Genomic DNA, 13,447 nt, shown 5'->3' with positions numbered 1-13,447 from the left:
CTGCACGCGCCGCGCCCGCGGCGCGGGCATCGAGCGAGGCAAAGGTTGGTCGCGCTTCGCGAGAGGGAACCCGGTGAGAATCCGGGACTGTCCCGCAACGGTATGCAGGAACGACCGCCGTCACAAGCACTGGTCGAGATGACTGGGAAGCGACGGCCAGTAGGAGCGCCCCCGGGTGCGCGCCTGCGAGTCCGGAGACCTGCCAGTTGTGCCGGGCGCGCCGCGCCCGGCGGCTCATCGCCTCGAGGAATGGGCGTTTGGCTGCACCCGTTGGCGGGTTAGTACCTCTACGAAGATGGGGTGCGCTCCGCTACGGATCGGCTGCACGTCCGCCGGCGGTGACCACCACGCCGATCGAAGGACGAATATTGTGACCGCTCAAGCATTCACCGCCACGGTTGTCGGCTCGCCGCGCATTGGACCGAAACGCGAACTCAAGCGCGCGACCGAAGGCTACTGGGCCGGACGCACCAGCCGGGCCGACCTGGAAAACGTGGCCGCAGCGCTGCGCCGCGACACCTGGAAGGGGCTGGTCGATGCCGGCCTGGACTCGGTGCCGGTCAACACCTTTTCCTACTACGACCAGGTGCTCGACACCGCGGTCATGCTGGGCGCGTTGCCGGCCCGGGCCGCGCAGGTCCCCGATGATCTGGATCGCTACTTCGCCGCCGCGCGCGGCAACCAAGATGTCGCACCGCTGGAAATGACCAAATGGTTCGACACCAACTATCACTACATCGTTCCCGAGATCGAACCGGCAACGAAGTTCACGCTGAACCCAGACAAGGTGCTCTCCGAACTGAAAGAGGCTCTCGACCAAGGGATTCCCGCGCGCCCGGTCGTCATCGGGCCTATCACGTTCCTGTTGCTGAGCAAGGCCGTCAATGATGTTCGGGGTGGCGGCGCACCGATCGAGCGCTTGCAGGAGCTGGTGGGCATCTATTCCGAGCTGCTGTCGCTGCTCGCAGACCCGTCTGTTGGAGGTGCGCAGTGGGTGCAAATCGATGAGCCGGCCTTGGTCACCGACATCTCTCCCGATGCGCCCGCGCTGGCCGAAGCGGTCTACAACGCGCTCGGCAGGGTCAGCAATCGGCCCGCCATCTACGTCGCCACGTACTTCGGCGATCCGGGCGATTCGCTGGCCGCGCTGGCCCGTACCCCCGTCGAGGCGATCGGTGTCGATCTCGTGTACGGGGCGGACACCGCGGTCGCGGGGGTGCCCGAGCTCGCCAGCAAGACGCTGGTGGCCGGTGTCGTCGACGGGCGCAATATCTGGCGTACCGATCTCGAAGCGGCGCTGGGCAAGCTTGCGGTGCTGCGGGATTCGGTGGCCCACGTCGCGGTCTCGACATCCTGTTCGACCCTGCATGTGCCCTACTCGCTGCAGCCCGAGACCGGGCTCGACGATGCGCTGCGCAGCTGGCTGGCGTTTGGGCAGGAGAAGGTCGGCGAGGTGGTGACGCTGGCCCGCGCCCTGCACCAGGGGCGCGACACCTTGTCAAAGGAGATCGCCGACGAGATCGCGGCCTCCAACGCGGCGGTGGCCTCGCGCCGGAAGGACCCTCGGCTGCACGACGATGAGCTGCGGGCCCGGATCGACTCGATCCTCGCCTCCGGCACGCACCGCGGTGACGCGGCGCAACGCCGCGCCAACCAAGACGAACGCCTGCACCTGCCGCCGCTGCCGACCACCACGATCGGATCCTTCCCGCAAACGGTCGAGATCCGTAAGGCTCGCGCCGCTCTGGTCGCCGGCGACATCGACGAGACCGAGTACGACCGCAGGATGAAGCAGGAGATCGCCGACGTCATCAAGCTGCAAGAGGAGCTCGGACTCGACGTGCTGGTGCACGGGGAGCCCGAACGCAACGACATGGTGCAGTACTTCGCCGAGCAACTGGACGGCTTTTTCGCGACCAAGAACGGCTGGGTGCAGTCTTACGGCAGCCGCTGTGTGCGGCCGCCGGTGCTGTACGGCGACGTGATGCGCCGGCATCCGATGACGGTGCAGTGGGCTCAGTACGCGCAGTCGCTGACCGACAAACCGGTCAAGGGCATGTTGACCGGGCCGGTGACAATCCTGGCCTGGTCGTTCGTCCGCGACGACCAGCCGCTGGCTGACACCGCGCATCAGGTCGCCCTGGCGATTCGCGAGGAGACGGTGGATTTGGAGGCCGCCGGCATCGCGGTCATCCAGGTCGACGAGCCGGCGCTGCGCGAGCTGTTGCCGCTGCGCCGGTCCGACCAAGAGGAGTATTTGCGTTGGGCTGTCGGATCTTTCCGGTTGGCCACCTCCGGCGTCGCCGACTCCACCCAAATCCACACGCACCTGTGCTACTCGGAATTCGGCGACGTGATCGGCGCGATCGCCGACCTGGACGCCGACGTGACGTCCATCGAGGCGGCCCGCTCACACATGGAGGTGCTGGACGACCTGAACGCGGTCGGCTTCGCCAACAGCGTGGGCCCGGGCGTCTACGACATCCATTCCCCGCGGGTGCCCAGCACCTCGGAAATGGCCGAGTCATTGCGCGCCGCGCTGCGGGCGGTGCCCGCCGAACGGCTGTGGGTCAACCCCGACTGCGGGCTGAAGACCCGCAACCCCGACGAGGTGAAGGCGTCGCTGCACAACATGGTCGCCGCCGCCCGGGAGGTCCGCGCGGGCGCCTAGTCCTCGCGCGCCTCTTCGCGTGCGTCGTCGACGGAAGTGGAGGGTGAGGGCTGCGCACCGGTGTCCGTCAGCACCTGGACCGGCACGTCGTCGGCCCAGGGCTGGCGGGTCACCATGTCGGCGACCTTGACGATGCCCCGCTCGAATTCGCCGGTCGCGGCGTCCACCAGCCGGTAGGTCTGGGTCTGCTTGTGGATCGGCTGCGCGTCAAGTAGCACCACCCGCACCTCGCCGGACAGAAAGCCGCAGCGCTGCTGCATTGCGGCGATCAGCTGCTCGTTGTGCATATGTCCGTCGCCGAAGTTCCACCCGACGGCGGTGCTACAGATCCGCTCACCGTCGGTGATGACGTAATCGTCCTCGTTCTGGCCGGCCATCGCCCGGTGTGCCAACGTGAATAGCGCCCGACCGTGAGTGTTCATGGCGCGGAACGCATATCCGAGATACATCGGGATCTGCGCGCGTTCCTTGCCGTATACCCGCTCCAGCTGGGCCGCCGGCATGCTGGCGATCGAGACGATGTTGTGGTTGATCTTCTTGTCCGCCGACGGCTTGATGCACCACAGCGTGGTGTCCCAGTTGCCCGCGTAGTACCGCATGCCGGATAGAAATGAGATCTTGCGGGGAAACAGGTTGCCCAAGATTACGATTCCCGCGAGCAACGAGATGAAAATCGCCACCGGCACCGGGTTTTTCAGCGCGGTCAGCCCGGTATGGACGTGCCCGACGAACAGCGCGAGTACGCCGAAGATCATGAACACGTTCCACTCCAGCGGCACACCCATCGGGATGGCGGTCAGGATGCCCAAGTGGAAGATCACCATGACGGTCGCCGCCACGGCCGTCGGCCAGCCGCCGTGCGAGACGAACAGCGCGATGGGCACGCACATTTCGACGAATGTGCTCACGTGGGCGAACACCCGCGATAACCGCCCCGGCCGCAGATCGTCAGGGAAATTTTCGAAGAACAGTCGCTTGATGAATCGGGGCCGAAAGACCGGGTTGTTGGACATCATCGTCGACATCACGAACGGAAAGTGCTTGTTCAGTTTGGATGTCGCCGCACCGATCCAGATGACCATGAACACCAGCTTGGCGGCAACGATCGTGTCGACACCGCCGAACAGGAACGTCAGCGCCAGCGACGCGTACACCTCGCCCCGAGCGGCCAGGAAGATCACCTTGTCCCGCAGCCCGAGCACACCGAGCACGACCAGTATCAGCACGATCCGCCAGGTGGGGATCATCCCGACCTGGCTACCCAGCTCCGGCACCGGGCCAGTGCCGTCGGCGAACAGCGTGAGGAAGAGCAACAACAGCAGCAGCCCGTAGAGCGCGCAGTCGAGCAGGGTGCGGGCGGTGCCCCGGGTCCCCGGCACGCGATTCGGCCAGGGGGGCAATCGGATGGTGTCGGGCCGCAGCCAATACAGGATCGAACCCAACGGCGGCCTGATGCGGTTGTTCAGCGGCCCGAAGCCACAACCCAGCCCGACGACTTCGAACAGCATCGTGTAGAGCACGACCTTCTCGAACACGATCGGCTCGGCGTACCACGACGTGACGTGGGTGAAAGCCAAGCCGCGGGTGGTGGGTACCGCCAACAACCACGCGAACAGGATGTAGAGCAGAATCTTGCCGACGTAGAACAGGTGCAGCACGACCGGCGTTCCGAAGCCGACCTCGGCCCAGTGCTGTGCCATCGGCCGGATTTTTTCGCCGCGGGACAGCTTGCTCCACTCGTCGATGTCGACCTGCGGCAGTTCGGGTTGGAGAAATCCCATGGTTCCACAGACTAGAACGCGTTCTAGGGTGGCGCGCTGGGGATCGGAGTTGACATCCTTTGCTCGCAGTTTCCCGGCCGGATAGCGTGAGCTTTCGGTACCTGCTTAAGGAGATGTCACCATGAGCAGATTCTGGGCCCTCGGCGCTGCCGCGGCGCTGGCGACCTTGGCCGCCGGCTGGCTCGGCGGCGGAACCGCGTACGGCGAGGCTCCCGTGCCGGGCGACCCCTGCCCGACCCTGCACGCCACCACTGACGACGCCAACGGCCGGACGATGTGGTGCAACCCGACCATGACCGGCGACCACAGCCTGGTTTGGCAGTACGGCGGACCCGCGAACTAGCTGGTTCGGCGCAACGTCAAGGTCCGCTGCTCACGCCCGGAGTAGGCACTCAGCGGCCGAATCAACGCGTTCGATGCCGCCTGCTCCATGATGTGGGCGGTCCACCCGGTGATCCGGCTCATCACGAAGATCGGGGTGAAGCAGCCGATGTCAAATCCCATCAGGTGATAGGCCGGACCGGTCGGAAAGTCAAGATTGGGCTTGATGGCGGTGGCCGCGAACATCTCGGCTTCCAGGATGTTGTACATGTCCAGCCAGCGCTGCCCGTCGCGGACGGCGGCGACGCGGGCCAGCGCGGCCTTCATCGTCGGCACGCGGGAGTCACCGTTCTTGTAGACCCGATGCCCAAAGCCCATGATTTTCTCTTTACGAGTAAGTTTGTCGCGCAACCAGTCCCGCGCATTGAGCGGGTCGCCGATCTCGATCATGTCGCGCATCACCGCCTCGTTGGCACCGCCGTGCAGCGTGCCTTTCAGCGCGCCGATGGCGGCGGTGACCGCGCTGTAGATGTCGGACCGCGTCGAGGTCACCACCCGCGCGGCGAAGGTCGACGCGTTGAAACCGTGTTCGGCGTACAGGATCATCGACTGCTCAAATGCCGAGACGACCTCGGGCTCGGGCACCTCCCCGAAGCACATCCGCAGAAAATTCTCGGCGTATCCCAGGCTGCTGTGCGGCGGGATGGGTTCCAGGCCGCGGCGGCGGCGCATGTCGATCGCGACGATGGTGGGCAGCACCGCGAGCATGCGCAGCGATTTGGCGCGGTTCGCCGCGTCGTTGTCCTCGTCGGGATCCTCGGCGCCCAAGAAGCTGATGGCGGTGCGGACCACGTCCATCGGGTGGCAGTTATCCGGGAGCTTGGTCAACAACGACAGCATTGACCGATCCACCCGCCGGCTCGCCCGCTCGCGCTGACTGAACAGGGCGAGCTCAGAGTCGGTCGGTAGTTCACCGCGCCAGAGCAGGAAGGCGACCTGTTCGAAGTTGCAGTGGGCGGCCAGGTCTTGTACCGGATAGCCGCGATAGGTCAGCGAATTGGTCTCCGGCACCACCTTGGAAATGGCGGTGGTGTCCACCACCACGCCGGCCAGGCCCTTGCGGATATCAGTGGTCGGTGCGGTCACGGTGTTACCTCCCAGACGTCGTAGCCCAGCAACTGGTACAGCCGGCTGCGGTGCTGCATCCGATCGAGAAGATCGGATTGCGTTCCAGTTGTGTTGATTTCGTGCAGCCCTGCTTCGACGGCGTACATGGCCAGCCGCAGGGTGGTCACCGGATAGATGACGACGTTGTAACCGAGGTCGGCCAGTTGGCTCGCGCTCAGCAACGGCGACTTACCGAACTCGGTCATGTTGGCCAGCAGCGGAACGTCGACGGCGGCCCGGAACGCCTCGAAATCAGCTATCTCCCTGAGGGCCTCGGTGAAGATCATGTCGGCCCCGGCGTCGGCATAGGCACGAGCGCGGTCGATCGCGGCGGGCAACCCCTCGATCGCGGCCGCATCGGTGCGGGCGCAGATAACGAAATCCGGGTCGCGGCGCGCGGACAGCGCCGCGCGCAACCGTTGCACCATCTCGCCGGTCGAGACGACGGCCTTGCCGTCGAGGTGGCCGCACCGCTTGGGGTTGACCTGGTCCTCCAGATGGCAGCCGGCCAGCCCGGCGTCTTCCAGCACCGTCACCGTGCGCGCAGCGTTGACCGGTGCACCGAATCCCGTGTCCGCGTCGATCAGCGTCGGCAGCTCGGTGGCGGCGGCGATCTGAGCGCCACGGTCGGCGACCTCGGTCAGCGTCGTCAAGCCGATGTCGGGCAACCCGAGATCGGCCGATAGCGCGGCCCCGGACACATAGACTCCCTCGAACCTCGCCTGCGCGACGGCCTTGGCCACCAGTGGCGAGAATGCGCCCGGAAAGCGCTGCAGGCGACCGGAATTCAGCCCGGCCCGCAGCGTCGCACGCTTGTCAGCCGCGTTCGTCATCCGAAGATCCCGGACGCAATCACCGGCGCCTTGTCCAGCACCCGTGGCTCGACCAAGAGATTCAGCTCCCCCACGGCACCGCCCTCGAGGTCGGCAAGGGTGTCGACGGTGCTCAGGAACCGTTGTTGTTCGGCGGGTTCCACGACGTCCGCCGCCAGCTCGGTGAACTTGCGCACGTACTGTTCGCGCGCGAACGGCCGCGCTCCCAGCGGATGAGCGTCGGCCACCGCCAGTTCCCCGGAGATCACCTCGCCACTCTTGAGCGTCACCTCCGCGCGGGCCCCAAATGCCTTCTCCGCTGGATCATTCGAGTGGTAGCGACGAGTCCATTCCGGATCCTCGACGGTGCGGATCTTCTGCCAGAGCTCGATGGTGTCCGGCCGGTGTGCCCGCTCGGGGGCATAGGACCGCTCGTGGTGCCAGCAGCCGTCCTGCAGCGCGACCGCGAAGATGTAGGGCAGCGAATGGTCCAGTGTTTCACGGGAGGCGTCGGGGTCGAATTTCTGCGGGTCGCCTGAACCCGTTCCGATCACCACGTGGGTGTGGTGGCTGGTGTGCAGCACGATCGTGGCGATCTGCTCGAGATCGTCGATCCGCTCGCGTAACCGCCGCGCCAGGTCGATCGGCGCCTGGCTTTGGTATTCGGCGGAATGCTCCTTGGTGTAGCTGTCCAGGATCGCGCGCTTGGGTTCCCCAGGCGCGGGCAGCGGCACCTGGTACGTGCGGTCCGGCCCGCCGAGAAGCCAGGCGATGACGCCGTCCTCACCCTCCCAAATCGGTGCCGGCGCACCCTCACCGCGCATGGCGCGGTCGACGGCCTCGATCGCGACTTTGCCGGCAAAGGCAGGTGCGAACGCTTTCCAGCTCGAGATCAGCCCTTTGCGCGATTGGCGGGTGCTGGTGGTGAGATGCAGAGCCTGGCCGACGGCCTGGTAGATGGTGTCCTCGTCCAGCCCGAGCATCGTCCCGAGGCCGGCGGCCACCGACGGACCCAGGTGCGCGACGTGGTCGATCTTGTGTTCGTGTAGGCAGATTCCCTTGGCCAGATCGATCTGGATCTCGTACGCCGTGACCAGACCACGGATCAGGTCGCCGCCCGGTATGCCGAGCTGCTGGGCGACCGCGACGAGCGGCGGAATGTTGTCGCCGGGGTGCGCGTACTCCGCGGCCAGAAAGGTGTCGTGGAAGTCGAGTTCACGTACGCCGACGCCGTTGGCCCATGCCGCCCATTCCATCGAGTAGCCGCCCGGCACGCCGAAAACCCGTGCGCCCCGCCGCACCGGATGCGCCAGCGCCTGCGCGCGAGCCGCTGTCACGGGTCGCCGCGTCACTGCCGCGGCGCTCACGGCGGCGTTGTCGATGATCCGGTTGCACACCATTTCCGCCGTGTCGGGGTCGACCGGAACCGGATCGGTGGCGACCTCCGCGATCTTGGCGGCTAGCTGCTCGCTGCGGGGGAAGTCGTCGGCGCTACGCCGGGTCCGAACCTCAATGATGCGCATAAGACGCACGGTACGCAGCGTTGGTATCCGGGTAAACGGCCTAAACAGGCGTAATTCTGCGTCCTTATCCGGACGGTTTTGCGAATCTTGCGAAAGGCACTGGGCGTACCGTAGTGCAGGTGGCGAAGACGTTCGCCGGTGCACGGCTACGACGGCTGCGTGAGGAGCACGGGCTCACGCAAGTGGCGCTGGCGCGCGCCCTGAACCTGTCGACCAGTTACGTCAATCAATTGGAAAACGATCAGCGCCCAATCACCGTGCCGGTGCTGCTGTCGCTCACCGAGCGCTTCGACCTACCGACCCAGTACTTCGCGCCGGACTCCGATGCCCGGCTGGTCGCGGACCTGCGGGAGATCTTCGTCGATGGGCCGGCGACCGCGGGGCAGATCGAGGAGCTGGTTGCCCGGATGCCGCAGGTCGGCCAAACGCTGGTCAACCTGCACCGCCGGTTGCACGACGCCACGGCCGACCTGGAAGCGCTGCACGGCCGGGCCACCGCGGACGTCGCCGCGCCGCCACCGCAACCGATGCCCTTCGAGGAGGTCCGTGACTTCTTCTACGACCGTAAGAATTACGTCGCCGAGCTGGATCTCGCGGCCGAAGCGATGTTCGACGAGAACGGTTTGCAGACCGGCGGACTGGATCGTCAGCTGGCCGGTCTGCTTGACGACCAGCTCGGCGTGACCGTGCTGATCGACGACGGGAAAGTGTTGTCCGTCAACGCCAAACGCGTTTTCGAAATCGAATCGAAGACCCTGTACCTGGCGCGGTGGTTACATGCCGGCCAACGTGCGTTTCAGTTGGCAACCCAGATCGCGTTGCTCACCCAGACCGAGCTGATCACCGACATCCTCGCCGGCGACGATCAGCTCAGCGACGAGGCACGCAGCGTGGCGCGAATCGGCCTAGCCAACTACTTCGCCGGCGCCCTATTGTTGCCCTACCAGAACTTCCTGACGGCCGCCGAGGCCGCGCGCTACGACATCGATCTGTTGGCAAGGCATTTCGAGGTGGGCTTCGAAACCGTCTGCCATCGACTTTCCACCCTGCAACGTCCGGGTGCACGCGGCGTGCCGTTCATCTTCGTCCGGGCCGACAGCGCGGGAAATATCTCTAAACGTCAGTCCGCCACCGCATTTCACTTCTCCCGGGTCGGGGGCAACTGTCCGCTGTGGGTGGTCCATCATGCCTTCTCCCGGCCCGGACAGTTTCTCACGCAAATCGCCGAAATGCCGGACGGGCGAACCTATTTCTGGCTGTCGCGGACCACAACCACGGAGGCCGGCCGCTACCTCGGGCCGGCCAAGAGCTTCGCCATCGGCTTGGGCTGCGACGTGGCGCATGCCGAAAAGTTGATCTATTCGGCGGGGATCGACGTGCACGACGCCGAGGCCGTGGTGCCGATCGGCGCCGGCTGCAAGATCTGCGACCGGCCGGCATGCCGGCAGCGCGCCTTCCCGTATCTGGGCCGTCCGGTGCGGGTGGACCCGCATTCCAGTACCGATCTGCCCTACCCGCCCGCAATCGGCGTCGAGCGCCGGTGAAATACCCATTCCCTGAACGGTTTTAATTTGCAGTGCCGTCAAAAGGTGTCGCCGGTTCGGCTGCGCCGTGGTGAGATCGGCCGAAGCGGTGTTGCCACCACATATTCGGTGTAGTTTGCTGCTGGACACACACTTGCGGACAAGGAGCCCTCATGGCGGACGTCGATTATTGCGTGGTCGGGGCCGGGTTCGCGGGTCTGACAGCCGCGTACCGGTTACACCAGGGCGGCCACTCGGTGGCCTTGCTGGAAGCGCGGGACCGGGTGGGTGGTCGCACCTTCACGGTCACCCGCGACGACGGGGTGTGGATCGACCGCGGCGGCGCGTGGATCGGGCCGGGCCAGGACCGGATCCATGCGTTGATGAATGAGTTCGGCGTACCGGAGTACAAGCAGCACAACGACGGCGACGCGATGATGGTGGTCGGCGGCAAGAAGCACCGCTATGGCGGCACCATCCCGTGGACCGTGAGCCCATGGGCGGTCGCCAACCTCGGCGTCGGATTGGCGGCCATCGAAAAGATGTGCAAGACAATTCCGCGCGAAGCCCCGTGGGAGGCGAAGAAGGCCCACGAGTGGGACCGCATCAGCATCGGGCAATGGATCGAAAAGAACACGATATCCAAGGAAGCCGCCGAGATGCTGGACATGGCCTTCGCCGGCCTCTACACCTCTGCGGCATCGGAGACCTCGTTGCTGTGGGGTTTGCTGCAGACGGCCTCCGCGGGCGGGCTCACCTTCGCGATTTCGGGCAAGGGCGGATCTCAGGATGCTCGCCCGGTCGGCGGCATGGGCGCCATTCACCGCCCGATGGTGGAAGCACTCGGCGACGCGCTGCACCTGTCGCAGCCGGTCCGGCAGATCGCCCAGGACACCGACGGAGTGACGGTCAGCGCCGCGGGCCTGACGGTGCGGGCACATCGGGTCATCGTCGCCATCCCGCTGGCGATCGCCACCTCAATCCATTACGAGCCGATGCTCCCGGTCGACCGCGCATTTTTGCACCAGCGCGTGCCGAGCGGCGCTGTGATCAAGACGTCGATCTTCTACGACGAGCCGTTCTGGCGTGCCGACGGATTCTCCGGCCAGTCCGCGGGGCCGAACTCCCCGGCCACCCTGACCATCGATGCCTGCACCGACACCGCGGACCCGGGCATCATGTGCGTCATCACCGAGGGACCCGCGGCACGCCGGCTGACCCGCCTCGACGAGGCCGAGCGCAGAGCACTGGTCATCGGCGAACTCGTCGACCGATTCGGCAGCAGAGCCAACGCGCCGCGCGAATTCCACGAGCAGAATTGGACGGTCGATCGTTACTCCGGTGGCGGGATGATCGGCCACACTCCCACCGGTGTGCTGACCGAATACGGCTACACGTTGCGAGAGCCGTGCGGCCGCATCCACTGGGCCGGCACCGAAAGCTCGGCCGTGATGTGTGGATGGATCGACGGCGCCGTCCGGTCCGGGGAGCGCGCCGCGTCCGAGGTGATCGCCGCCGAAACCGTCGCGGTGGCCTAGCGGGCCTAGCGCGAAATCACTTGTGCCACTGTCGTTTCACTGGTCACGGGATAGTTGTGTGTCTGACGCTCCTATTGATGTCGAGGGGTGTTTTAGGCCGCTGCTAGCCCGGTCTCCTGAACAGAATCCATGTCGGTGGGTAGCGATATCATTCGAACATGTGTTCGACAGATCGCGAGGGGATCGAGGCGGACTTTGACGCGTTGCGCGCCGCCGTCTCGCGCATTCAAGCGCATTCCTATGGGGCGCTGACCACCCCGGAATGCTTTGGGCTGTTGGAGATCCTCGAACACCAGACCCGTCGGCTGCAGGCGCCCGGTCACCAGCTGATCAACCGGATCGGCCATCAGGCCACCGCCGACGAAATGGGCGGAAAGCTCTCTCACGCCTTGTCGGAGCGATTGCATGTCAGCCGCGCCGAGTCGGCGCGCCGGGTTGCCGAGGCCGGCGATCTGGGGCCGCGCCAGGCACTCACCGGCGAACCCTTGCAGCCGCGGTTGACCGCCACCGCCGCGGCCCAGAGCCAGGGTGCCATCGGCGCCGGCCACGTCGCGGTGATCCGCCAGTTCTTCGGCCAACTGCCGCACTGGGTGGACGTCGAGACCCAAGCGCTGGCCGAACGACAGCTGGCTCACCACGCGACGCAGTTCCGACCCGAGCAGGTACGGCGACTCGCCGACCGGCTCGCCCTGTGCCTGAACCCCGACGGCACCTTCACCGACGTTGATCGGGCCCGCCGGCGTGGACTGACATTGGGCAAGCAGGACATCGACGGCATGTCGCGGCTCAGCGGCTGGCTGACCCCGGAAACACGGGCCAGTGTCGAGGCGGTGCTGGCGAAGCTGGCCGCGCCCGGGATGTGCAACCCCGACGACCCCACGCCCGTCGTCGACGGCGCACCGCCCGAGCAGGCCATCCAGCGTGACTCCCGCTCGGCGAGCCAACGCAACCACGACGGGCTGAATGCCGCGCTACGCGCGGTGCTGGCCAGCGGCGAACTCGGGCAACACAACGGACTCCCGGCCACCATCATCGTCAGCACCACGCTGCGCGAACTGGAATCCGGGACCGGCAGCGCCGTCACCGGCGGCGGCACCCAACTGCCGATGAGCGATGTCATCCGGCTGGCCAGTCACGCCCATCACTACCTGGCTGTGTTCGACAAGGGCCGCGCGATAGCACTGCGGCACGCCAACCGACTGGCCTCGCCCGGCCAACGAATTGTGCTGCACGCCAAGGACCGTGGCTGCTCGGCGCCCGGCTGCGACGTTCCCGGCTACCTTTGTGAAGTCCACCACGTCGACGACTACTCCGCCTGCCGCGAAACCAACATGGACAACCTGACCTTCGTCTGCGGAACGCACCATCGACTGGTCAAGCCCGGTGGCTGGCGCACCCGCAAACGCGCCAACGGCGATACCGAGTGGATCCCGCCGCCACATCTTGACCGAGGCCAACGGCGGACCAACAGCTTCCACCACCCCGAGGAGTTGCTCAGCGGCGACGACGACGATCCGTGATCAACTGGCTTGCTGGGCCGGCGGCCGGTAGAAGATCAGCAACAGGCCGAGGCCGCCCGCGAGGCCGAGCGCGAGCGCGATCAGCAGCCCGTTCCAGCCGATCAGCGGGTTGTTGATGCCGAAGATCAGCCAGTCCAGGCTCAGCCGGCCGGGTCCCAGCGTGGCCACCGCGACCGCGCTGACCGCCAGGACCAGGTTGTACTCCCAGCCTTCCTTGACGATGAAGAAGCCGTTGCGGCGATGCACCGTCCACGCGGCAACCAGCATCAAAGCGACAAAGCCGGCGGCCGGAATCGGGGTCAACAGCCCGGCGGCCAGCCCCAGCCCCGCGGCGATTTCGGTGGTAGCGGCCACCGTGGCATGGAACTTCCCCGGCTTCATGCCGATGCTCTCGAACCACCGCGCGGTACCCGGAATCCGGCCGCCGCCGAAGAATTTGTTGTAGCCGTGTGCGGCCAATGTCACGCCCAACACCAGCCGCAGGATCAGTAATCCGACGTCATAGGGAGTCATACGTGCAAACCTAGATCATCGGGCGGCCGGGTTTGCAGCAACCGTGAGCCGCGGCGCCCCCAGGGCGGTGTGGGAACA

The 13,447-nt window shown here is 66.1% G+C and carries 10 protein-coding genes and 1 riboswitch; of the genes, 5 read left to right on the top strand and 5 right to left on the bottom strand.

The features are described from left to right. Positions 1-29: 29 nt before the first annotated feature. Positions 30-220, top strand: a riboswitch (cobalamin riboswitch). A gap of 150 nt (positions 221-370) precedes the next feature. Next, positions 371-2,671 carry a 5-methyltetrahydropteroyltriglutamate--homocysteine S-methyltransferase gene (gene metE, locus G6N33_RS18715; RefSeq protein ID WP_044507628.1) on the top strand — a complete coding sequence of 767 codons (2,301 nt, stop codon included), beginning with the start codon at positions 371-373 and terminating at the stop codon, positions 2,669-2,671. On the opposite strand, the gene G6N33_RS18710 is transcribed toward metE, so the two are convergent. Then, positions 2,668-4,452 (bottom strand): DUF3556 domain-containing protein, encoded by a 1,785-nt coding sequence (locus G6N33_RS18710; RefSeq protein ID WP_081662047.1) that lies wholly within the window; start codon positions 4,450-4,452, stop codon positions 2,668-2,670. The two genes, metE and G6N33_RS18710, sit on opposite strands and share 4 nt — an antisense overlap. 121 nt (positions 4,453-4,573) lie before the next feature. On the opposite strand from G6N33_RS18710, the gene G6N33_RS18705 reads away from it, so the two are divergent. Then, the gene (locus G6N33_RS18705; protein WP_044507630.1) at positions 4,574-4,795 is read left to right on the top strand and encodes a hypothetical protein; all 222 of its coding nucleotides are present in this window, start codon (positions 4,574-4,576) and stop codon (positions 4,793-4,795) included. Here G6N33_RS18705 and G6N33_RS18700 read toward each other — a convergent pair. The 3 genes from G6N33_RS18700 to prpD are packed head-to-tail and all read right to left on the bottom strand — an operon-like array spanning position 4,792 to position 8,275. Further along, positions 4,792-5,934: a bifunctional 2-methylcitrate synthase/citrate synthase gene (locus G6N33_RS18700; RefSeq protein ID WP_101528247.1), complete on the bottom strand. Its 1,143-nt coding sequence runs from the start codon at positions 5,932-5,934 to the stop codon at positions 4,792-4,794. The genes G6N33_RS18705 and G6N33_RS18700 overlap by 4 nt on opposite strands. Next, positions 5,916-6,773 carry a methylisocitrate lyase gene (gene prpB, locus G6N33_RS18695; protein ID WP_044507634.1) on the bottom strand — a complete coding sequence of 286 codons (858 nt, stop codon included), beginning with the start codon at positions 6,771-6,773 and terminating at the stop codon, positions 5,916-5,918. The genes G6N33_RS18700 and prpB overlap by 19 nt, the downstream gene beginning before the upstream one ends. After that, positions 6,770-8,275, bottom strand: a complete 1,506-nt coding sequence (gene prpD, locus G6N33_RS18690; RefSeq protein WP_044507636.1) for a 2-methylcitrate dehydratase PrpD — start codon at positions 8,273-8,275, stop codon at positions 6,770-6,772. Before prpD ends, prpB begins: the two co-directional genes overlap by 4 nt. A 119-nt stretch (positions 8,276-8,394) precedes the next feature. Here prpD and G6N33_RS18685 point away from each other — a divergent pair, with 119 nt between their 5' ends. The 3 genes from G6N33_RS18685 to G6N33_RS18675 all read left to right on the top strand — a co-directional run bounded on the left by G6N33_RS18685 (position 8,395) and on the right by G6N33_RS18675 (position 12,856). Beyond that, a complete protein-coding gene (locus G6N33_RS18685; RefSeq protein WP_044512225.1) occupies positions 8,395-9,819 on the top strand; it encodes a short-chain fatty acyl-CoA regulator family protein in 1,425 nt (474 codons plus the stop codon). A gap of 152 nt (positions 9,820-9,971) precedes the next feature. Then, entirely contained in the window at positions 9,972-11,336 is a 1,365-nt protein-coding gene (locus G6N33_RS18680) for a flavin monoamine oxidase family protein (protein ID WP_044507638.1), read from the top strand. A gap of 158 nt (positions 11,337-11,494) precedes the next feature. Beyond that, entirely contained in the window at positions 11,495-12,856 is a 1,362-nt protein-coding gene (locus G6N33_RS18675) for an HNH endonuclease signature motif containing protein (protein ID WP_044507641.1), read from the top strand. Here G6N33_RS18675 and G6N33_RS18670 read toward each other — a convergent pair whose 3' ends face one another. Further along, entirely contained in the window at positions 12,857-13,369 is a 513-nt protein-coding gene (locus G6N33_RS18670; protein WP_044507643.1) for a DoxX family protein, read from the bottom strand. Positions 13,370-13,447: the final 78 nt, after the last annotated feature.

This window comes from Mycobacterium simiae, from assembly GCF_010727605.1.
GTDB lineage: Bacteria > Actinomycetota > Actinomycetes > Mycobacteriales > Mycobacteriaceae > Mycobacterium > Mycobacterium simiae.
This window is presented reverse-complemented; position numbering and strand designations above follow the sequence as displayed.

Bases quoted from the DNA above. Each gene is read 5' to 3' on its own strand.
- G6N33_RS18675 (WP_044507641.1), top strand. From the start codon at position 11,495: ATGTGTTCGACAGATCGCGAGGGGATCGAGGCGGACTTTGACGCGTTG.
- prpB (WP_044507634.1), bottom strand. From the start codon at position 6,773: ATGACGAACGCGGCTGACAAGCGTGCGACGCTGCGGGCCGGGCTGAAT.
- G6N33_RS18710 (WP_081662047.1), bottom strand. From the start codon at position 4,452: ATGGGATTTCTCCAACCCGAACTGCCGCAGGTCGACATCGACGAGTGG.
- G6N33_RS18705 (WP_044507630.1), top strand. From the start codon at position 4,574: ATGAGCAGATTCTGGGCCCTCGGCGCTGCCGCGGCGCTGGCGACCTTG.
- prpD (WP_044507636.1), bottom strand. From the start codon at position 8,275: ATGCGCATCATTGAGGTTCGGACCCGGCGTAGCGCCGACGACTTCCCC.
- G6N33_RS18670 (WP_044507643.1), bottom strand. From the start codon at position 13,369: ATGACTCCCTATGACGTCGGATTACTGATCCTGCGGCTGGTGTTGGGC.
- G6N33_RS18680 (WP_044507638.1), top strand. From the start codon at position 9,972: ATGGCGGACGTCGATTATTGCGTGGTCGGGGCCGGGTTCGCGGGTCTG.